This window comes from Nocardia yunnanensis, from assembly GCF_003626895.1.
Classification (GTDB): domain Bacteria; phylum Actinomycetota; class Actinomycetes; order Mycobacteriales; family Mycobacteriaceae; genus Nocardia; species Nocardia yunnanensis.
This window is the reverse complement of the sequence record NZ_CP032568.1, coordinates 4,498,437-4,518,627: the sequence shown is the minus strand read 5'-3', so window position 1 is coordinate 4,518,627 and position 20,191 is coordinate 4,498,437. Positions and strand designations below refer to the sequence as shown.

Genomic DNA, 20,191 nt, shown 5'->3' with positions numbered 1-20,191 from the left:
CAGCAAGCTGCCACAACCACCGTGCGTGGCCGGGCCGATATCAGGATCGGGGAAGTGATGGAGCACAGGCACACCGGCGATCCGGCCGGGATCGTCCGGTTCAGCCAGGATGGGCAGTGGGATCGGGATGTGCGCCGGCTGCTGCGGCGCGCCCGCCGCGAGGCGGTGGTGGCGGTCGGCAATCCGGCGCGGTCGCGCGATCATCCGCGGCTGGGGCAGGTAGTCGTCGACGATCTGCTGACCGCGGGCACCGAGGTGCGACTGCTGTATTCGCCGGGATACCTGGAGCTGCGGGATCGCCGGCCGCTACTGCGGTATTCGGCGCGCGGTGCCCGGATTCGGGTGTCCGACAGCGATTTTCCGAATGCACTCATCATCGATCGCGCCGCGGCGGTGCTGTGGAGTGGGGCGGGCGCGGATCGGCCGTACGCGTATTTGGTGCGGGAACCGGCGCTGCTGCGGGCTCTGCATCAATTCGCGCTGCTGAGTTGGCAGGCGGGACACGGTTGGACGGGACAGCTGTGTGGGGACGCCGTCGCGATCGGTGAGAGGGATCGCGCGATCCTCGACGCTCTGAATCTCGGGCTGGTCGACGAGGTCGCGGCACGGCGGGTCGGTGTCTCGGTGCGGACGTATCGGCGACAGCTCGCCGAGTCGATGATGCGGCTCGGAGTGCGGAGCCGGTTTCAGGTCGGGGTGCGCGCAGCACAGCTGGGTCTGCTTGGCGGGCCTGGTTAAGCGGGGGTGCTGGGGGGTTGGCGGAGGGCGGTGAAGATTCGGGTGCAGCGGGTGGTCATGTCGTGGGGGGTGTGTTCGGGGTGGTCGGTCCACCAGGTGATGGTGGTGGAGACGATGCTGAACCAGAGGGACAGGGCCAGGGAGTGGTCGGCGGGGGTGGTGAGGCCGGCTTGGGTGAGGACTTGGGTGACGCCCTCGGAACCCATGGCGTTCAAGGCGTTCTGGTAGTGGCGGGCGGTGTCGAAGGCTGTGCTGGGGCGGGGCAGGGTGGGGTCGTAGAGGAGGTGCCAGGTGTGGGTGCGGCCGTCCAGGGCGGTGAAGATGGCGGTGAGGGTGGCCAGGGCCTTGTCGGAGGCGCCGGGGATCGATTGGGCGGCGGCGACGGCGGTGACCAAGCGTTCGCCGGCGTGGTGGACGCAGGCGGCGTGCAGGCCGTCGCGGGAGCCGAAGTAGGTGTAGATCAACGGTTTCGACACTCCGGCGGCGGCGGCGATCTCGGCGATCGAGGCGTTGGCGTAGCCGCGGCGGCCGAATTCGGCGGTGGCCAGGTCGAGGATCTGCTGTACGCGGCGCTCGCGCGGGACGCCCTTGGTTCCGGCGGGGCTCATCGGGCGGCGGGGGCGAGCAGGACACCGGGGTTGAGGATGCCCGCCGGGTCGAGTGCGGCCTTGGCGGCGCGCAGCGCGACCGCGAACGGCTCCGGGCGCTGGCGGTCGTACCAGGGCCGGTGGTCGCGGCCGACCGCGTGATGATGGGTGATCGTGCCACCGGCGTCCGAAAGGGCTTGCGACACGGCGGCTTTGATCTCATCCCACTGCTCGACGGTGCGGCCCCAGGTCCCGGCCGCGTAGATCCCGAAATAGGGTGCGGGACCGTCGGGATACACGTGGGTGAAGCGGCAGCTGACCACTCCGGTCACCCGAAGCGTCGCGAAGGCCGCCGTGGCCGCCGCCTGCACGGCGGCGCGCAACTCGTCGAAACGGTCCCAGGTGCAAGCGGTTTCGAAGGTTTCCACGATCATCGACTGGGCGGCCAGCGCATCGCGCTGATACGGCATGCGAAGGAACGAGGACCGCCAGGTGTCGGCCGCGCCCGCCGCCGCGTTGCCCGCCTCGTGCTCGGCGTCGGTGGCGCGCACACCGTCGGGCACCGTGCCGCCGTGATCGCGGCAGATCCGCAGCGCCCGCGACATCGCCTCGTCCACCGGATGATCCGCGGACTCGAACCCCAGCACCAGCACTCCGCCCGCGCTCGCGGTGCCCGCGTTGAGGAACGCCTCCACCGGATCCAGCAGCCGGCAGTTGGCGGGGAACAGTCCCGCCTGGGCGATGGTGCGGGTGGCGGTGACCGCGGCGGTGTAGTCGGCGAACAACACCGAGGCCCCGGCCCGCCAGCGCGGGCGCTCCTGCACCCGCAGCCACGCCTCGGTGATCACGCCGAGAATTCCCTCCGATCCCAGGAACATGCGGTCGGGTGAGGGGCCCGCGCCGGAACCGGGCAGCCGGCGCGACTGGCTGATCCCGACCGGCGTCACCACGCGCAGCGATTCGACCATGTCGTCGATGTGGGTGTAGACGGTCGCGTAGTGCCCGCCGGCGCGGGTCGCCAGCCAGCCGCCGAGGGTCGAGAACTCGAACGACTGCGGAAAATGCCGCAGCGTCAACCCATGTGGGCGCAGGCCCTGTTCCAGCGCGGGACCCAGCATGCCCGCCTGGATGCGGGCCGCCCGGCTCACCCGGTCGACCTCCAGCACCCGGTTCAGCCCGCCCAGATCCAGCGACACCACGCCCGGATAGTCGTCCACGCCCCGCGGTTCGACGCCGCCGACCACGGAAGTGCCGCCGCCGAACGGGATCACCGCGATCCCCGCGTCCGCGCACCAGTCCAGGATGTCGATCACCTCGCCTTCCGTGCGCGGGCGCACCACCAGATCCGGCACGTGCGCGATCCGGCCCAGCAGGGCCCGCACCACATCCCGGAACGCCTGCCCGTGCCCGTGCGCGACCCGATCGGCGAGGTCACCGGATGCCAAGTCCGCCAACGCTTTCGGCGCCTCGATCCGGGAGGCGGGGATCGCGAGATCGGCGAGGGCGGGCGGCTCGTGCACCGTCAGATCGGCCTCGGGCATCAACTCGGCGATGCGGCGGGTCAACGCGGCGCGCTCGGCGCCGGTGACCGCGTCCTCGACAGTGCCCCATCCCCACCACGATCGTGTCACGTCTGCTCCATCAGGCTCCGGCGAATTGACTCGACGGTAAATTACCTTTCGGTCAATGGCAAGGCCGGGCCGATGGCGCCGGATCACGGCGTGAATGTGGTTAGATAGCGCGCAGTTTCGCCTGATGTTTGCTGTGTATCGAACCTAATGGCTGTGATCAGCGGTGGAGGCGGGCGTGTGAACGTGCTGCGCGGGCGCAAGACCTTGGTGGGGAATCTGGCTCTGGTAGTGCTTCTTTTGATCGGCGCGGGATATCTGGCCTTCGATATCGCCCGGGTGCGCCGACCGGGCAGCACCTACGCGGTGACCGTGCAATTGGATCGGTCGGGCGGTTTGCAGTCCGGTAACGACGTCACCTGGCGTGGGTACCGGGTGGGGTCGATCACGAGTATCGAACTCATCGACGGCGGGGCCGGCGTGGCCGCGCGAGCGGAAATCGAAGACCGCTACCGCATTCCTGCCGACACCGACATCCACGTCGGTGCGCTCTCGGGCGCGGGTGAGCAGTACCTCGACTTCCGGCCGCACACCGACAGCGCGCCGTACCTGCGCGACGGGCAGGTGATCCGCTTCGACCCCGGTCACATCAGCACGCCCACCCCGATCTGGGAGACGCTGACCAACAGCAACGAGCTGATCGCCCAGATCGATCCGGACAAATACGCGGTGATCCTCGACAACCTGAACACCGCGCTCAGCGGCGGGCCCGATCAGCTGAAGGGTCTCATCGACGGATTGAGCGTGGCCACCACCGGATTGGACAACCGGCTGCCGCAGACGGTGAGCCTCATCCAGAACCTGCGCGTCATCGCGGGCACCACCTCGCACGCCCAACCGGATCTGGGCACGCTGACCCGCAATTCGCGGGTACTGGTCGATCAGGCCGCGGTGGCCGAGACCGAACTGCGGCGGCTGCTCGACGACGCGCCCGGGCAGATCGCCGTCGCCGACAGCATTCTCGACCGGGACATGGACCCGCTCGAGCGGCTGGCCAACACGATGAACGCCATCGTGCGGGCCGCGCTCCTGCGACTGCCCGCGCTGCGGGCGCTGTTTCCAGCCCTGGTGGTCGGCACCAGCGCGATGGGCGTGCCGGCGCACGACGGCGAGTTCTACACCATCGCCGATGCCTGGCCGCGGCCGTGGTGCACGTATTCGAGCCGGCCGATCCCGCCGTTCGTGGCGTCTGAGGCGACCTTCGGGCGTTGGAACTACTGCGACAATCCGCCCGCCGACCAGCAGATTCGCGGGTCGGCGAACGCGCCGCGCCCGGATGTGCCCAACAACGGCGCGGACATGCCGACCGGTGTGGATCCCAATGGCCGCACGCTGCCGCCGGTTCGGTGATTCGCCGCGCCCGGCCGCGCGGTGATCACGGCGCGCCCGCACGAACGTAAGGGCGTGTCGCGTTTTATCCCGCGAATCTCGATTCGCACCAGTCAGAATGATCTCCGGTACCCAGTGGTTCCGTGCTCGTTCCACCGCTCCACGCTTGTTCCACCCGCTAGACAAGCTCGTTCCAACGGCTAGGCAAGCTCGTTCCAACGGCTAGGAGAGGGTCGAGACTCGATGATGAGCAGAAGTTCCCTCGGCTTGGCGGCGCGGTCGGCGGTTTTCGCCGGTATCGCGGTCGCGGGAGTCGCGGCGGTGCCCGCGCAAGCCGAACCATTGTGGCCCGGCGGCCCGGATGTTCCCGGCGTCCCGGCCATCGTTCCCGGCATCGCGCCCAGCGATGTCAACGCGCCGTGCGCGACGGCGGGCGCCCGCGCCTGCCTGAAGCTCAGCACCAATGAGGCGTGGCTGATGGACAACGGCAAGGTCGTCTTCGGCCCCACCCCGATTTCGCACGGTATGCCCGGTTTCGAGACTCCGCCGGGCGTGTTCCACGTGTCGTTCAAGAAGCCGTTCCACTGGAGCACCATGCACAACGCTCCGATGGAGTACGCGGTGTTCTTCAACGGCGACATCGCCTTCCACATCGGCCCGGTGGACAAGAAGTCCCACGGCTGCATCCGGATGACACCGGACGGCGCGCGCGAGTTCTTCAACTACCTCAACCCCGGCGATATGGTCGAGGTCGTGCCGTAGCCGGTCGCGCACCGAATCTCGTTCGGGCCCCCTCGGTTTCGCCGAGGGGGCTCGCGCGTTCCCAGGCCGGGTTCTGTGCAGGCCGGGTTCAGTGCAGGTAGGACGCGCCGTTCACGTCCAGCACCGCCCCGGAACTCCAGACGGCTTGCGGCGACGCCAGATACAGGACGGCGGCCGCGATCTCGGCCGGTTCGCCGACCCGCCCGAACGGGCTCTGCGCCCGGACGGCCTCGGTGACGCGCTCGGCCACCCGTTCGGTGGCGATGAAACCGGGAGCGACCGAGGCCACCCCGATTCCGAAGGGGGCCAACGACACCGCGAGCGACTGCCCCAGCGCCTGCACCGCGGCCTTGGTCGCTCCGTAGGCGGGATGGTCCGGCTCACCTCGCGAGGCCCCGCGCGAACCGATGTTCACGATGCGGCCGGGCACCCCGTTGTCGATCATGTGCCGCGCGGCCCGGTAGGAGACGTTCGCGGTGCCCAGCAGGTTCACCTCGACCGTCTGCCGCCAAACCCGTTGCCATTCCAGGTAATCCGTCGACGGCAGCGGATGGGGCAGGTTGATCGCGGCATTGTTCACCAGCACGTGCACGGTACCCAGACGGTCGACCGCCTCGTCGACGAGCCGCGCGGCCGCGGCCGGATCGGAGACGTCGGCGCCGATCAGCACGTGCCCGTCCCCGGGCAGACCGCGCAGGGTCCGTTCGGCTTCCTCGCGTCGCGACGAGTAGTGCACCGCCACCCGGTCGCCGGCCGCCGCGAATGCCGTCGCGATCGCCCGCCCGATCCCGCGTGAAGCCCCCGTCACCAGCACACCCCGACTCGTCACCATGATCACAGCCTAGGGGTGACGCGGCAGCGCGGGAATCCAGGCGAATCCCGCGCTGACAGGCCATGGTCAGGCCGGGCAGGTGTGGAAGGCGGTGAGCAGCCAGCGGCCGTCGCGGCGGACGATGACCCAGGTGGAGCGGACCCAGCGGTCGGCGGGCGGTTCGGTCTCGCCGGCCATGACGATGGCGGCGTGGCTGGTCACGACGGCGGTGTCGGGGGTCGGGAAGCGGACCAGCTCCGGATTGTCGATCACGCGCGAACCGCGCAGGGGGCCTTGGAAACTCGCGGCCAAGCGGGTGCGCACGGCCTCGCGTCCGTGGCTGAAGATGCCGGGCTGCACCGAGGTGGCGTCCGGGTCGTAGTGGGTGACGAAGGCGTCGGCGTCGTTGGCGAGCCAGGCGGTGTAGACGCTGTCCAGGACGGCGAGCACGGCGTCGCGGTCGGTCTGTACGGCGGTGTCGGACATGATTCCTCCTCGGATGACGGCCGCGGATGCGGCTCGCGAGTACCTACCGGCGGGGCGTGCCGGATTCATCGGTCGCGGTGTACAAACGTCGTCAGGACCGTTTTCGAGGAGCTGAGACCATGCCGGGAGTCGACACGGGAATCGATACGGAGGCGGATTTCGCCGCCCGCACCGACCGGTACCGGCGCGAGTTGCTCGCGCATTGCTATCGCATGCTCGGGTCGGTGCAGGACGCCGAGGATCTGGTCCAGGAGACGCTGCTGCGGGCGTGGCGGGCCCGCGACAGCTACGACGGCAGCCGGGCGGGGCTGCGCACGTGGCTGTATCGCATCGCCACCAATGCCTGCCTGACCGCGCTCGAGCAGCGCGGGCGGCGGCCGATGCCGTCGGGTCTGGGCCACGCGCCCGGCGACGACCCGCGTGAGGCACTGGTGCACGGCGGGGAAATCCCTTGGCTGCAACCGATTCCGGACTCCATGATCGCCGATCCGTCCGCGACCGCGCTGGCCCAGGGCAGCCTGCGGCTGGCGCTGGTGGCGGCCATGCAGCAGCTGCCCGCCCGGCAGCGGGCGGTGCTGGTGCTGCGCGAGGTCCTCGACTGGCCGGCCGCGCAGGTGGCGCAGGCGCTGGAGATGACCCCGGCCGCGGTCAACAGCGCGCTGCAGCGGGCCCGGAAGACGTTGCACCAGAACGGCATCAGCGAGGACGAGGTCACCGAGAGCGCCGATCAGCGCGGCGTCATCGACAACTACATCACCGCGTTCCGCAACGCCGATCTGGCGGCGCTGGAGAAGCTGCTCGCCGACGACGTGATCATGGAAATGCCGCCCATGCTCAATTGGTACGCCGGCCGGGCCGCCTACGTCGGTTTCATGGCCCGCGTCTTCGACACGCGCGGCACCGACTGGCAACTGGTCCCCCACCGCGCCAACGGCCAACCCGCCCTGGCCGCCTACCTCCGCCACACCAACGGCGACTACATCCTGCACACCTTCCAGGTCCTCACCCTCCGCGACGGCCTCATCACCCACCTGATCGCCTACCAGGACGAAGAGGTCTTCCGCACCTTCGCCCTCCCCCACCGACTACCTTGACCCCCAGCCCCTTTCGCCGTGCGTGGTCCACACGCCCCAGTGGATCTCCGACAACAGCCGGTGCGGGTGGGCATTGGCCGCGGCCTCGCCCCGTCTCCCCGATGCGGGAAGGAAATCCGAACCGCTGCCAGCCACGCGCCTCCCTTGCCGCGCAGGATATTTCGGCAGGCGCGGCGAGGTCAGCGGGTCGAAGCGCTGTCGCCGGCTTCCGACAACAATCCGTGGCGGTGGGCGAAGGCGGCTGCTTCGGTGCGGCTGGCGACGCCCAGTTTGGTGAGGATCCGTGAGACGTGGACGCCTGCGGTGTTCGCGCTGATGAACAGTTCCGCGGCCAGCCCGCGATTGCTCAGGCCCTTGGCCACGAGGCGCAGCACCTCGAATTCCCTTGGGGTGAGGCCGAAACGGCCGGCGCTGTCCTGGGTTGAGCTCGATCCGGCCGAAGCCGAGCCCGCGCCGACTCTGGGGGATCCGGTACCGTCTCGGGATTTCTCCGGGCTGGATTGCGCTGCGTCAGAATTGACCGCGGCGTTAGGCGGCTCGGTTGCCGTGCCGCCGTCGAGGGAGATGCGGGCTCGCAGGGCCGCGGAGTGCGCCGACTGCGCCAACGGTCTTGCTCCGAGCTGGGTGGCGATGTCGATCGACTCGCGCAGGGCGGCGCGGGCGGCGGGGCGATTGCCTTCGGCGGCAGCGGATTCCGCCAGCGAGAGCAGAGAGGTGGCGGTGTCGTAGGGGCATTCGAGGGAACGCCAGGCGGCGACGGCGACCGCCCAGCGGGCGGCGGTGGCGGCCAGGCGGGCGGTGAACACAGCGCGGTAGGCCGCATCGACGGGCGAGGCTATCGGCAGTGTGTCCCCGCAGGCCAGCAATTCCGCTGGGGCGCCGCTGGTTCGGGCGGCCAGCTCCACCAGCGGCCACGCATCGTGCGGATGCGCGAACAGAATCGCCGTGCCGCCGCCGGCGAGGAGGTCGGTGAGTTCGGTTGCGGCCGTGGACTCGTCGTTCGCGGCCAGCGCGAGGGCGCAGCGTAGCGCGACGAGTTCGAGGCGGTATTGGGCCGCCCAGCGGCTGTCGCCCAGCAGGTGGGCAGCCTCGTTCGCGGCGCCGTGTGCGGCGTCGGAGTCGCCCTGTGCCAGGGAGATTCGCGCGGAGCACAGCAGCAGGGCGGCGCGGCTCAGCGGTGGCAGTTCCTCGAACTGGGTTTCGTCGACCACGGCGCGTGCCTCGGTCCAGCGCCCCAGGGCCGCCAGGGCCTGCGCCCATTTCACGTACAGGATGGGCGCGGATTCGGAGAAGCGGAACGATTCGTGTGCGGCGCGCAGCCCCTGCCGCACGGCGGCGATGGCCGCCTCGTATCGGCCGACCGCCACCAGTACGGCGGATTCCCAGGTGGCGACGTCCACGACGATCCGCGCGTCGCCCGCGGCGGCGGCCGAGCGGTGCGCCTGGGCGAAATGCGCCAGGGCCCAATCGGTTTCATTGGGCCGGGTCGCCTCCGACGCGCTCGGTGCGCCCGCACCGTCGACCACCGTGCCCAATCCGACGACGCCCGCGCCCGCCCCCGCGGCGGCCACCTCGGCGGCCGCGGCCCCGGCCAGCCCCAGATGGGCGTGGGCCCGCGCCACCAACGCGTCCGCACCCAATCGCTGGGCGATTGCCAGCGCCGCGCGCGCATCCGCCGCCGACCCTACCGCGTCCCCGCGGAAGATGCGCGCGGACGCCGACTGCACCAGCGCCTCTGCGCGTTCGGCCCCCGCCGAATCCTCCGGCAGCAAGGCCAGCGCCCGGGACAGATCCGCCCCCGGCCCCGCCCCGGTGGTCCCGCGCAGATAGGCCCGTCGCCGATACAGCCGCGCCAATCGCTCCCGCGCGGCCGTATCGAGTTGCGTTGCGCTCGAGTCGGTCCGCCCGGCACCGGGCGTCTGGGCGGGTCCGGTCTCCGACGCGGGATCGAGCCGACCCGACGCGGGTTCCAGCCCACCCGACACGGGGTCCAGCCCACCCGACGCGAGTTCCAGCCCACCCGACGCGAGTTCCAGCCCACCCGACGCGGGGTCCAGCCCACCCGACACGGGGTCCAGCCCACCCGACACGGGGTCCAGCCGATCCGACGTGCGGTCCAGCCGAACCGACGTTGTTTCCAGCCGACCCGACGCGGGGTCCAGCAGAGCCAAGGCGGCGTCGGCGGCGGCGACGCCGCGCTCGGTGGCGCCGGTGGCCACCGCGACGTCCACGATCTGTTCGAGGACCGCGAGTTTCGTGGTGCCGAGGCGGGATTCGGCGTCGGGAACCTGATCCCACAGCACGAGTAGTTGTTCCAGCAGGCGAAGTCGTTCGGGGTGGGTGGGCGGCGCGGCCGAGGCGGCCGCCCAGGCGGCGGTGAGGGCGCGAGGCAGATCACCGGCGGCGTGGGCGTGGTGGGCCAGCTGAGCCAGCACACCGGCAGTGGGCGAAGCGGTTTCGGCGCCCAGCACCTCGGCGAGCCGGGCGTGCAGGCGCGTGCGCTCCACGGGCAGGAGGTCGTCGTGGATGGCCTGGCGGATGAGGCCGTGACGGAATTCGTAGCCGGTGTCGGTGGGCAGCAGCAGATGGCGGTCTACGAGTTCGCGCAACCCGCCGTGCAATTCGCTCGCGGACAGCTCGCCGGCGGCGGCGAGCAGATCGTGGCGGACCGGGGAACCGATGACCGCGGCCAACCGCACGGTGTCGTGGGCGGCCGCGGAGAGTCCGGATTGGAAGCCCAGCAGCAGATCGGTGAGTCCCGCCGGTAGATCACCGGGCGTCTGACCGAGCGCCTCCACGAACAGCGGATTGCCGCCGCTGCGATCGAAAACCTGTGTGATGAGCCGCGGTTCGGGCTCCCGGCCGAGCAGGGCGGCCAGCTGACGGCCCACCTCGTGGCGGGTCAGCGGATGCAGGTCCACCACCCGCACGCCGGGATTGCGGCGCAGTTCGGCGACCAGCCCGCGCAAGGGTCCCGCCTCACCGGGCCGGTAGGTGCCGACCAGCAGGGTGTCGGCGTCGGTGAGGTTCGCGGCCAGGAAGGTCAGCAGGTCGCGGCTGGCGTCGTCGGCCCAGTGCAGGTCCTCGAGCACCAGCACCACCGTGCGGGTCAGCGCCAATTGCTCCAGCACCGTGAGGATTTCGCCGAACAGCCGGATGCGGTCGGCCTCGGCCGCGGCGCCGCCGGTGTGCACGGCCAGCTGCGGCAGCCAGTTCGCCAAGGCCGGGCGCGGCGGCAACAGCTCCGCCGCCGCCTCGACGCCGAGTTCGCGCACCAGCGCGCGCAACACGGTCAGGAACGGCGCGAACGCAACCCCGCCGGTCCCCAGTTCCGGGCAGCGCCCGAGCAGCACCAGCGCCGCCGGGTCGAGCCGCTCGACGAACTCCGCGACCAGCCGCGATTTGCCGATCCCGGCCTCGCCGGCGATCAGGACCGTATGCGTCCCCGGATCGCCCACCGCCTCGACGAGCGCGGACACCTCTGCGCCGCGACCGACCAGGACGCTACTGCCGGGAAACCTCACCACACCATGATCATGCCGCGACACACCCAAACCGGACACCCAGACGGCGGAATAACGAATTGTCGTGATGTGGGGCCGGGGTCTTCATCGGAAGACTCGAAGTCATGAGCAGCACGGACAACACCGCCATCCACCCCTTCCGCATCGACATCCCGCAGGCCGACCTCGACGAGCTGCGAGCGCGCCTGACCCGCACCCGCTGGATCGACGAGGTGCCCGGCACCGGCTGGGAACGCGGCGTGCCCACCGCGTATCTGCGCGAGCTGGCCACCTATTGGGCCGAGAAGTTCGATTGGCGCGCCGTCGAATCCGAACTCAACGCCCACCCGCAGTTCACCACCACCATCGACGGCCAGCACCTGCACTTCCTGCACATCCGCTCCGAGCGCCCCGACGCCACCCCGCTGATGCTGATCCACGGCTGGCCCGGCACCCCCGCCGACTTTCTGGCCATGGTCGGCCCGCTGACCGATCCGGCCGCGCACGGCGACCCCGACGCGCCGGCCTTCCACCTGGTGATCCCCACCCTGCCCGGGCACGGCTTCTCCGGCCCACTCACCGAAACCGGTTGGGACGACGGCAGAATCGCCGCGGCGCTCGCCGAGCTGATGGCCCGCCTCGGCTACCGGCGCTACGGCGTGCAGGGCGGCGATCACGGCGCGTTCGTGGCCACCCGGCTGGGCCGCGACGACGCCGCGCACGTGCTCGGTGTGCACGCCAACGCCCTGGTCACCTTCCCGTCCGGCGACCCGGCCGATATGGCCGCGCTCACCGAGACCGAGCGGGCGCGCCTGGCGGCGATGAAGCAGTTCCAGGACAGCGGGTCGGCCTACATGAATCTGGCCGGGTCCCGGCCCAATACGCTCGCGCAGCTGCTGGCGGATTCGCCGGCCGGACAGCTGGGCTGGATCGTGGAGAAGTACAAGGAGTGGACCGACTCCGCCCACGAGCTGCCCGAGGACGCCATCGACCGGGATCGGATCCTGACCACGGTGAGCATCTACTGGCTGACCGATACCGCGCGCAGTGTCGCCAACTATTACTACGAGCGGTTCCACGACCACACCATGTTCGCGCCCAAGCCGCGCGGCACCGTGCCGACCGGGGTCGCGGTGTTCACCACGGCCGACTTCGCCATCCGGCGCTTCGCGGAGAAGGCGCACCATATCGTGCACTGGTCGGAGTTCTACTCCGGCGGCCACTTCCCGGCGCTGGAGGTGCCCGAACTGCTGACCGGCGATATCCGGGCGTTCTTCGCCGGGCTCACGCGCTGACGAGCAGGCTCTCGACGATCCGGCGGGCCTTCGCTACCGCACTGCTGTCACCCAGGCGCAGTGCGGTATTCGTCGCCTTGAGCACCGCGTCGATCTGGAAGGCGGCGAGTTCGGGGTCCAGATCGGCGATTTCGCCGTGCGCGCGGGCGTAGGCCAGCTCGTCGGCGAGCCGCCCGGTCCAGCGCGCCTGGTTGACGATGAGCGCGTCGCGTACCGGCCCGGGGCGGCTGTCGAAGTCGGCGAGATTCGCGGACTGGAAGCAGCCGCCCTCGAGCAGGGGGTCGGAGACGTAGGCGAGCCAGTTGTCGACCAGGGCGCGCAAGCGCTGGGCCCCAGGCGGTTTCGGGTTGGCGGGCCGCACCACCGCATCGATGAAGACCTCGCGGAAGTACTCGATGGTGGCCAGCTGCAGGGCTTCCTTGCTGCGGAACAGGGTTTGGATGCCGGCCTTGCTGAGCCCGGTGTCGGCGGCGAGGCGGCCGAAGCTCAGCCCCTCCAGGCTGTCGAGCGAGGCGATGTCCACGGCGCGGCGCAAGACGGTGCGCCGCGTGCGCGAGCCGCGCAGCAGCCGCTTGTCGGTGATCTCGGCATCCACGGTTCCCATACGGCCGATCGTACTTGTGATGGTGACCGATCCCGGCGGGAACGGTCGGGCATATTGCCGCCCAGGGTGACCCAGGCTACAGTTACGGTCCAGTAGGAACGCTGGCGTTCCCAGAGGGTGGAGGATATCGACATGGTGCAGGCAACGAATTCCGTGGGCAGCGCCAGTGCGACCAGCGGTCCCGGTTCGGCGGGCCGGCAGCCCTTCACCACCGCCCGATCCCTCGAAACCGCCACCGCCGCACCGATCTCCGATCCCCTGCGTGATGTGCGATCGCTGTCGGCCGCGCTGGTCGCGCATTTCGCCGAGCACGTCGCGCGCTGCGGCACCCTGCCCGGTGACGCGCTGCGCGGCGAGGTCACCGCCGTCACCCGCACCTGCCTGGAGCTGGCGGCCGGCGTGCTCGAGGGCCGGGACGTGGCCGCCAAAATCGAACGGCTGCAACGCGCGGGCGCGGACTGGGCGCGCGAGGGCATCCCGATCGGCACCATTCACCGGGCCGTGCACGACGGCTTCGCGCTGGGCTTCGATCTCATCGTGGACGCCACCGGCCCCGAGGACTACGCCCGGCTCGCGGTGACCGCGCGGCGGCTGTTCGAGGTGCTGGCCATGGTGGACTCGGCGTTCGCGGTGGCGTACGTGCGCGAGCATCGCGCGGTGGTGGCCGAGCATCACACCGCCGTGCACACGGTGGCCTCGGCGCTGCTGGCCGGGCATCCGACCTCGACCATGGCCCGCGCCGGCGGTGTCGAGATCGACGAGTCGTATGACATTCTGGCCCTGAGCATTCCGCCGCACCCGGGCGAATCCGATCCCCGGGTGGACGGTGAGGTGGTGGCTCGGCGCAAGCTGCGGCGCGTGCAGTCGGCGCTGGCGGACCGCGGCGCGGGGCGCGCGCTGTCGCTGCTGAGCGCCGACGGCGGGACCGTGCTGCTGCCCGCGAGCGAGGTCGCCGTGGGTGAGCTGGACGATCTCGTCGCCGGATTGTCCACCGCCGCACAGGTTCCCATCACCGCCACGGTGATCCGGGCGGCGACCCCGGACATTCCCGGGGCCGCCGAGCAGGCACACGAACTGCTGGACATGGTGCATCGGCTGGAGGGCAAACCCGGTCTGCATCGCTTCGACGCCCTCGCCATGGAATATCAGCTCACCCGCCCGGGGCCCGGCCGGGAATACCTTGGGACACTGCTGGATCCGCTGGACGAGCACCCCGAACTGCTGGAGACGCTGCGCCGTCACATCGGCAACGACCTGAGCCGGCGGCATACGGCGCGACTGCTGGGCGTGCACACCAATACCGTCGACAATCGGCTCAAACGCATCGGGCAGCTGACCGGATTCGATCCGGCGCAGCCGTCCGGGCTGTGGTATCTGCGGTCCGCGCTGGTCGCCCGCAGTTACCGCAAGGCCGAGCGGGTGCGAATCGGGCGGCCCGCCGCCATGGTCGCCAGCAACGCCATGAAATGACGGTGTGCGATCGCCGCGCGGGGCCCGGCCGCCAGCGACCACAGGGTGCGGTCCTCGGCCGGCGGCAGCGGGCGACCGGCGAGGCGGTCGGCCAGCCAGTCCACCATGACCGGGGCGGCCAGGAACTGCAGCGGCAGATGGGTGCTGAGCCGGTCGCGCAGGTAGCGGACGTGCGCGCCACGCTCGCGATAGCGGCGCACGTGGGCGTCGACGTCGGCGACCGCGATCACCTCGTCGTTGACGCCCTGCACGACCAGCAGCGGCATGGCGGGCGCCTGCGCGCCAGGCTGGATGTCGTCGAGCACGGTGCGCATCTCGGGGCGGGTCAGCAGCGCGCCCAGGCCGCCGCGAATGTGCCGGTTGGCATTTCGCCCGGCGTAGCGGGCCAGCAGCGGAAAGGTGGCCAGGTGCTCGGCGTCGTCGAGCAGGGCGAGGTATTCCGGGGACACGATTTCGCGCACGACCTCGTCCAGACCCGGGTAGGCGCGGCGCAGCCCGGCGGTGAAGACCATGGCGAAACCCGCGAACGCGGAACCGTTGAGCCGCACGAACGCCGCCGCCGGATCACCGACCGGTGAGCCCGCGACCGCGCCCGCGATATCCAGTTCGGGGGCGTAGTCGCGCGCCACTTCGGCCGCCCAGGCGGTGGCCAGGCCGCCACCGGAGTAGCCCCACAATCCCATTCGCGTGCGCGGGTGCAGGCCCAGCGGCGGGAAACGCACGGCCGCGCGCAGGCCGTCGAGGGCGCGGTGGCCGGGTTCGCGGGCCGCGCCGAAGTGACCGCCCTGGCCGCCGTGGTCGGGCACCGAGACCGCCCAGCCGCGCGCGAGGGCGGCGGCGATGAGCGGCAACTCGATCTGCGGGATCGCGCCCAGCGCGCGCGAGCCGTGCTGTAATGCGTAGGAGGGGAAGCACTTCGGGACGACGGCGTCGATGGCGCACTGGAACGACACCAGCGGGCGGCCCGCGTCCGGCTCGGCGTCCCAGGCCAGCAGCACGGTGGTCACCGCGGCCTCGGGGCGGCCGGTGAGATCGGTGCTGCGGTAGAGCAGTTGCCAGGCCCGCACGCGCTGCGGAATGCGTCCGAGCAGCCCGATGCGCACCGGGCGCGAGCGCAGGATGGTGCCGGGCGCGACGGTGGCGAGGTCGATCGGCGAGCGGTAGAACGGATCGAGACCGGGCAGCAGCGGCCGCATCGCGGGGACGTCGAATTCCGTTGCGAAGTCGATGTTTTCGAACGCGGCGCCGATGCTCACGACGTTCCTTTCCTGAGGGTCGGTAGGTGGGTGCGCAGTCATCGTCAGAGGTGGCCGGAGCCGCCGATGATCCACGGGTTGAAGGTGCACACCAGGTTCGGGTGGGCCACCGGATCCAGCGCGCGCAGGGCGATGGACGCCGCCCGCGGCGAGTACAGGATGGTCAGGTGGTCGGAGACGTCCTCGGGGCAATCCTGTTGCAGGGTGACGTTTTCCACCGTCGCGCCGGGGCCCGGGGTGAGGAAGGTCCATTCGTAGGGGTTGGAGATCTCGTCGTGCGTGGTGCCGATGGCGGTGTAGTCCACGCCGGGCACGGTGTCGCCGTCGGCATTGAGCTTGGCGTAGAACGGCGAGCCCACCACCTGCTCGGTGTTGGCCTGCCCGATCAGCGGCTGATAGAAGCCGAGGACGTCCAGGCCCAGGTTGGTGAGGAACCGGCCCAGGCTGGCGAGGCCGAGCAGCGAGGTGCCGTGGGTGGTCGCGCCGAAGGTGACGACCTTGCGCACCTTGCCCTGTCCGCCTTCGAATTTCAGATACTGGTTGGTGACCGGGCCGCCCTGGGAGTGCGCGAGTACATCGACCGCGGGCGCCCCGGTGGCGGCGAGGACGCGATCGACGAAGGCGCCCAACTGTTTCGCCGAATCCTCCAGCGGGCCGACGCCGTAGCGGCCCGGCAGGATCGGGCCGATGCCGCCGCCGCCCAGCAGCGTCTCGCGGCCGAAATTGTAGGCGAACACACAGAATCCGGCGCGCGCCAGCTGCGGGGACAGGAACGAGAAGCTGTCGTAGGTATTGAGCCAGGTGCCGTGCACCAGCACCACCGGGCGCGGATGATCGGCGCTCGGTTTGCAGTTCCAGTCGTTGGCGCCCGCGGGGGCGGCGTCCGGGTTGGTGAGGCCGTAGCCGAAGGCGGCGAGGAACGCCGACATCTCCGGGCCGGAACCGACCGTATCCGAGGCGGTGCTCACGATGGCCGAGCCGGAACTGCTGCCCGCATCCGCCGGTGCGGCGCCGGCCACGCCGGTCGAGCAGGCGATGGCGGCCGCGGCGGCGAACACGGCACTGCCGAGGGTACGGATGGTCGGCCTCATGAAATCTCCTACTGCTGCGCTCGGATTCGGCCGAATGCGCGGAATCCGAGTGCGACGGTAGGAGTGCGCTGTGGCCCGTGTCACCGACGCTGTGCCAGGTGACAGTGCCCCGCGCCGCGCACGGCGCGCGATTGTGGCGGCCAACAGCCGCCGGTGCTCAGGCGTGCTTGGACACGAGCGCGATGGCCGCGCGGCTGAACAGCGGCGCCAGCTCCGGCAGCGCGTGCGCGCCCTGCCGGTGCAGGCAGGCGCGGACCCGGTCGTCGATGCCGCCCAGCAGCATATCGATCAGCTCCCGGTCCGGGGGCGCGGCCAGATCGCCGTCGCGGACGCCGACCGCGGCCACCGCGGCGATGTAGTCGGCGAATCGTTCGTGCACCCGCAGCCGGTGTTCGATCAATCCCGGTCCGGCCGCGAGGGTTTCGACATACAGCGCCCGCGCGGCACCGGGCTGGGTGGCCAGCACGTTGAGGTAGATCTCGAACGAGATCCGCACCCGCTCTTCGAAATTCACGCCCTCGAGACCGGTGACGGTTTCGCGCAGCTGGTCGAGGGCCGCGCCGACCGCGAGATCGTAGGCCGCGCCGAAACATTCGTCCTTGCTGCCGAAGACGGCGTAGAAGGTGCGGCGCGCCACCTGGGCGCGGGTCACGATATCGGCGACGGTGGTGGCGGCGAAGCCCAGCTCCCCCACCGCGTCCAGCACGGCGGTGCACAGCCGCGCGTATTGCGACGCCTCCACCTGCTCGCGAGTCAGCCCGTGCCGGCCACGCGGCAACGGGCCCTGCTCACCGACGGTCTCCACACTCACGCCCCCAGAATAGGTTTCCATGTCATCGAGCTGCTAACGGTCCGGCCAATACCAGGCCGGTTCGTCCAGTCGTCCCTGTCCCGCCACCGTGGTCGCTCCCTCCCGTTTCACCAATTCGATCATGTTCGGCTCCTCGGCGTATTCGTCGATCACCCCGATCAATTCGTCGGAATGCGACACCACCACCACCTGCGTGTCCTCGGCGGCGCGGGCGATGAGACGGCCCAGCGGGTCCAGCAGTTCGGGATGCAGGCTGGTCTCGGGTTCGTTGAGCACCAGCAGCCGCGGCGGGCGCGGGGACAGCAGGGCGGCGGTCAGCAGCAGGTAGCGCATGGTGCCGTCGGACAGTTCCGGGGCGGCCAGCGGGCGATACAGCTTGGGCTGGTGCAGCAGCAGTTCGAAACGGCCGTCGCGGCTGATGATCTCGAGGCGGCTGCCGGGGAAGGCGTGATCGATGGCCGCGGCCAGTGCGGAGGCGTCGCCGATCTCGAGGATGGTCTGCAGGGCGGCGGCCGCGTCCGCGCCGTCGTGGGCCAGGGCCATGGTGCGGGTGCCGATGCGCGTTGCGCGCGCCGGGGCGGCGGCGTCGGTGCGCAGGTGGTCGTAGAAGCGCCAGGAGCGAATTCGCTCGCGCAGCACCAGCAGGTCGGGGGCGCGTTGCGGGTCGGCGAGTTCGGCGAGCATGGAGTCGTAGGGTTTCACCGCGTGCGGGACCATGTCCCAGCCGTTGCCCTCGTTCTTGAGCCGGACCACCGGGCCGCCGCGGTCGGCCAGCAGGGTGGAGGCCCGCAGCACGGGTCCGTGCCAGACGGCCTCGGCCTTGATCTCCGGGTCCGCGTTGAACATGGACTGGCCCGGGACGGGCAGGCCCAGGGCGGCGCCGTAGCCGAAGTCCTCGCCCGCGAAGCCGATCCGCAGCACCAGCGGGGTATTGGGGCCGGAGCGGCCGGGACCGGCGAAGAAGGTGGATTCCAGGCCGCCCTCGCGGGCCAGTCCGGCGACCGCCCCGTTGCGGGAGAATTCGGCCAGCAGCCGCAGGACCCGGTACAGGCTGGACTTGCCGCTGCCATTGGCTCCGGTGACCACATTGACTCGGCCGAGGGGTACCCGCAGGGCGCGCAGGGACCGGTAGTTCTCCACGGCCAACGTGGTCAGCATGGCGTCCAGGGTATTAGCTACCGATTGGTCTCAAATGATCGGCGCGGGTCGGGCGCGGGTGTCAGCCGGGCCGGCGGGCCCGCCACGCCCGGTAGGCGGGACGCGAGCACACCGCGCACGGACGGTATCCGGTGGCGAGGGCGGCGGCTTCGTCGGCGAAGAAAACCCGGTGTGCCGCATAGCCGCCGCGGGCCGGGGCGCGCAGGGCGGCCGGGCAGTCCAGGCGGCCGTAGATGCGCAGGCGGCGGTGGCCGCCGAGGGCGCCCGGAGTGTCGCTGGGGTAGGGGCCGTGCGGGCCGAGCAGGGTGTACACGTCAGGCGTCGTGGAAGACGAGGCCCAGGGTGTGGCGCTGCCCGGAGCGGACGACGCTCACGCCGTGCCGCATGGGCGCGGCCGACCAGCCGCGCGCACCGCGCACCGGGCGGTCGCGGGTGGTGAAGATCAGGCCGTGGCCCTGCGGCAGAGCCATTGCCGCGCCGCGGGATTGGGCGCGGGGGCGCTGTTCGACCATCAGGAACTCACCGCCGGTGTAGTCGACGCCGGGCGCATCGAGGCCGATCACGACCTGCAGCGGAAACACCATGTCGCCGAACAGGTCTCGATGCAGGGCGTTCCAGTCTCCCGGGCCGTAGCGCAGCAGAATCTGCGAACTCTTCACCTGCCCCGCCTGATGACACCGCTCGATCCAGTCCTCGAGGCGGTCGGGCCAGCTGCCCGGCCGGCCCAGCCGTTCGGCCCAATCCCGCGCGATGGGAAGCAGTTTCGGATACAGCGCCGCCCGCAGCTCGGCCACGACCCGCGGCAATTCGTGCGTGAAGTAGCGGTACTCCCCCGCCCCGAACCGATGCCGCGCCATGTCCACGGTGGAGCGAAATCGGTGGTCGTCGTCGTAAAACCCAGCGAGCGTGTGGCATTCGTCCGCGGTGAGCAGCTGCCCCAGCAGCGCGTGCCCGTGCTCGTCGAGTTCCCCGGCCAGGGCCGCCCAGTCCTGCTGGGCGACCCGGCGAGCCCACACCGAGGCAAGGGTCCCGCTGCTCACGCCACCCGCTCCAGCGCCAGCAGCTGCCGCTTGCTCTCCACCCCACCGGCGTACCCGGTCAGCGACCCGTCCGCCCCGATCACCCGATGACAAGGCCGCACGATCAACAACGGATTCGCCCCGATCGCCGACCCCACCGCCCGCACCGCAGCCCGCGGCGCCCCGATCCGCCGCGCGATCTCCCCATAGGTCGTGGTGCTCCCATACGGAATCCCCTCGACCGCCCCCCACACCTTCCGCTGAAACTCCGTCCCACCCTCACCCAACGCAATGTCGAACCCACCCCGCTCCCCCGCGAAATAAGCAGCCAACTGCGGCACAACCCCCGCAAACGCCTCCCCATCCCCCACCCAACCCGGCTGCACCAACAAACTCTTCGCCCCCGCCATGGAAACAGCCGTCAACACCGTCCGCCCACCCCGAACCTCCCCCACCAACAACAACTCCCCCACCGGACTGGCCATAGTCGTATACAAGGTCATCGCACTCTCCTAACTCATCGCTTCCTTCTTCCCCCTCAACTCTCTC

General features: G+C 70.7%; 19 protein-coding genes. 6 read left to right on the top strand and 13 right to left on the bottom strand.

The window, feature by feature from the left end:
- Positions 1-54 precede the first annotated feature (54 nt).
- Positions 55-738 carry a helix-turn-helix domain-containing protein gene (locus D7D52_RS21260; protein WP_162958457.1) on the top strand — a complete coding sequence of 228 codons (684 nt, stop codon included), beginning with the start codon at positions 55-57 and terminating at the stop codon, positions 736-738.
- Here D7D52_RS21260 and D7D52_RS39935 read toward each other — a convergent pair.
- Both D7D52_RS39935 and D7D52_RS21250 read right to left on the bottom strand, forming a co-directional pair.
- On the bottom strand, positions 735-1,346 hold the full coding sequence (locus D7D52_RS39935; RefSeq protein ID WP_120738971.1) for a TetR/AcrR family transcriptional regulator: 612 nt from the start codon (positions 1,344-1,346) through the stop codon (positions 735-737). The two genes, D7D52_RS21260 and D7D52_RS39935, sit on opposite strands and share 4 nt — an antisense overlap.
- The gene (locus tag D7D52_RS21250) at positions 1,343-2,956 is read right to left on the bottom strand and encodes an FAD-binding oxidoreductase (protein ID WP_246023204.1); all 1,614 of its coding nucleotides are present in this window, start codon (positions 2,954-2,956) and stop codon (positions 1,343-1,345) included. The genes D7D52_RS39935 and D7D52_RS21250 overlap by 4 nt, the downstream gene beginning before the upstream one ends.
- 153 nt (positions 2,957-3,109) lie before the next feature.
- On the opposite strand from D7D52_RS21250, the gene D7D52_RS21245 reads away from it, so the two are divergent.
- Positions 3,110-4,303 (top strand): MlaD family protein, encoded by a 1,194-nt coding sequence (locus D7D52_RS21245; RefSeq protein ID WP_342775182.1) that lies wholly within the window; start codon positions 3,110-3,112, stop codon positions 4,301-4,303.
- A gap of 222 nt (positions 4,304-4,525) precedes the next feature.
- Entirely contained in the window at positions 4,526-5,044 is a 519-nt protein-coding gene (locus D7D52_RS21240) for a L,D-transpeptidase (RefSeq protein ID WP_120738967.1), read from the top strand.
- Between the two features lie 88 nt (positions 5,045-5,132).
- Here the strand turns inward: D7D52_RS21240 and D7D52_RS21235 are convergent, their stop codons facing one another.
- Positions 5,133-5,876 carry an SDR family NAD(P)-dependent oxidoreductase gene (locus tag D7D52_RS21235; protein ID WP_120744324.1) on the bottom strand — a complete coding sequence of 248 codons (744 nt, stop codon included), beginning with the start codon at positions 5,874-5,876 and terminating at the stop codon, positions 5,133-5,135.
- Between the two features lie 66 nt (positions 5,877-5,942).
- Positions 5,943-6,341 (bottom strand): SgcJ/EcaC family oxidoreductase, encoded by a 399-nt coding sequence (locus D7D52_RS21230; protein ID WP_162958456.1) that lies wholly within the window; start codon positions 6,339-6,341, stop codon positions 5,943-5,945.
- 119 nt (positions 6,342-6,460) lie between these two features.
- Between D7D52_RS21230 and D7D52_RS21225 the strand changes: the two genes are divergently transcribed.
- On the top strand, positions 6,461-7,435 hold the full coding sequence (locus D7D52_RS21225; protein ID WP_120738963.1) for a sigma-70 family RNA polymerase sigma factor: 975 nt from the start codon (positions 6,461-6,463) through the stop codon (positions 7,433-7,435).
- Positions 7,436-7,614: 179 nt separating this feature from the next.
- On the opposite strand, the gene D7D52_RS21220 is transcribed toward D7D52_RS21225, so the two are convergent.
- Complete coding sequence (locus D7D52_RS21220; RefSeq protein WP_162958455.1) at positions 7,615-10,962, bottom strand: helix-turn-helix transcriptional regulator; 3,348 nt, start codon at positions 10,960-10,962, stop codon at positions 7,615-7,617.
- A 101-nt stretch (positions 10,963-11,063) separates the two neighbouring features.
- On the opposite strand from D7D52_RS21220, the gene D7D52_RS21215 reads away from it, so the two are divergent.
- Complete coding sequence (locus D7D52_RS21215) at positions 11,064-12,233, top strand: epoxide hydrolase family protein (protein ID WP_120738959.1); 1,170 nt, start codon at positions 11,064-11,066, stop codon at positions 12,231-12,233.
- Here the strand turns inward: D7D52_RS21215 and D7D52_RS21210 are convergent.
- Complete coding sequence (locus D7D52_RS21210) at positions 12,223-12,837, bottom strand: TetR/AcrR family transcriptional regulator (protein ID WP_120738957.1); 615 nt, start codon at positions 12,835-12,837, stop codon at positions 12,223-12,225. The two genes, D7D52_RS21215 and D7D52_RS21210, sit on opposite strands and share 11 nt — an antisense overlap.
- A 132-nt stretch (positions 12,838-12,969) precedes the next feature.
- On the opposite strand from D7D52_RS21210, the gene D7D52_RS21205 reads away from it, so the two are divergent.
- Positions 12,970-14,307 (top strand): PucR family transcriptional regulator, encoded by a 1,338-nt coding sequence (locus D7D52_RS21205; RefSeq protein ID WP_120744323.1) that lies wholly within the window; start codon positions 12,970-12,972, stop codon positions 14,305-14,307.
- Here D7D52_RS21205 and D7D52_RS21200 read toward each other — a convergent pair.
- The 7 genes from D7D52_RS21200 to D7D52_RS21170 all read right to left on the bottom strand — a co-directional run bounded on the left by D7D52_RS21200 (position 14,238) and on the right by D7D52_RS21170 (position 20,145).
- Positions 14,238-15,563, bottom strand: a complete 1,326-nt coding sequence (locus tag D7D52_RS21200) for a lipase family protein (RefSeq protein ID WP_246023203.1) — start codon at positions 15,561-15,563, stop codon at positions 14,238-14,240. The genes D7D52_RS21205 and D7D52_RS21200 overlap by 70 nt on opposite strands.
- A 44-nt stretch (positions 15,564-15,607) precedes the next feature.
- A complete protein-coding gene (locus D7D52_RS21195; RefSeq protein ID WP_120738953.1) occupies positions 15,608-16,654 on the bottom strand; it encodes an esterase/lipase family protein in 1,047 nt (348 codons plus the stop codon).
- 157 nt (positions 16,655-16,811) lie between these two features.
- Positions 16,812-17,465 (bottom strand): TetR/AcrR family transcriptional regulator, encoded by a 654-nt coding sequence (locus D7D52_RS21190; protein ID WP_246023202.1) that lies wholly within the window; start codon positions 17,463-17,465, stop codon positions 16,812-16,814.
- A 33-nt stretch (positions 17,466-17,498) separates the two neighbouring features.
- Positions 17,499-18,623, bottom strand: coding sequence for an AAA family ATPase (locus D7D52_RS21185; RefSeq protein ID WP_120738950.1), 1,125 nt, complete (start codon positions 18,621-18,623; stop codon positions 17,499-17,501).
- Positions 18,624-18,684: 61 nt separating this feature from the next.
- The gene (locus D7D52_RS21180; protein ID WP_120738948.1) at positions 18,685-18,936 is read right to left on the bottom strand and encodes an Ada metal-binding domain-containing protein; all 252 of its coding nucleotides are present in this window, start codon (positions 18,934-18,936) and stop codon (positions 18,685-18,687) included.
- Between the two features lies 1 nt (position 18,937).
- Positions 18,938-19,663: a 2OG-Fe(II) oxygenase gene (locus D7D52_RS21175; protein ID WP_120738946.1), complete on the bottom strand. Its 726-nt coding sequence runs from the start codon at positions 19,661-19,663 to the stop codon at positions 18,938-18,940.
- Positions 19,660-20,145 carry a methylated-DNA--[protein]-cysteine S-methyltransferase gene (locus D7D52_RS21170; RefSeq protein WP_120738944.1) on the bottom strand — a complete coding sequence of 162 codons (486 nt, stop codon included), beginning with the start codon at positions 20,143-20,145 and terminating at the stop codon, positions 19,660-19,662. The genes D7D52_RS21175 and D7D52_RS21170 overlap by 4 nt, the downstream gene beginning before the upstream one ends.
- Between the last annotated feature and the right edge of the window lie 46 nt (positions 20,146-20,191).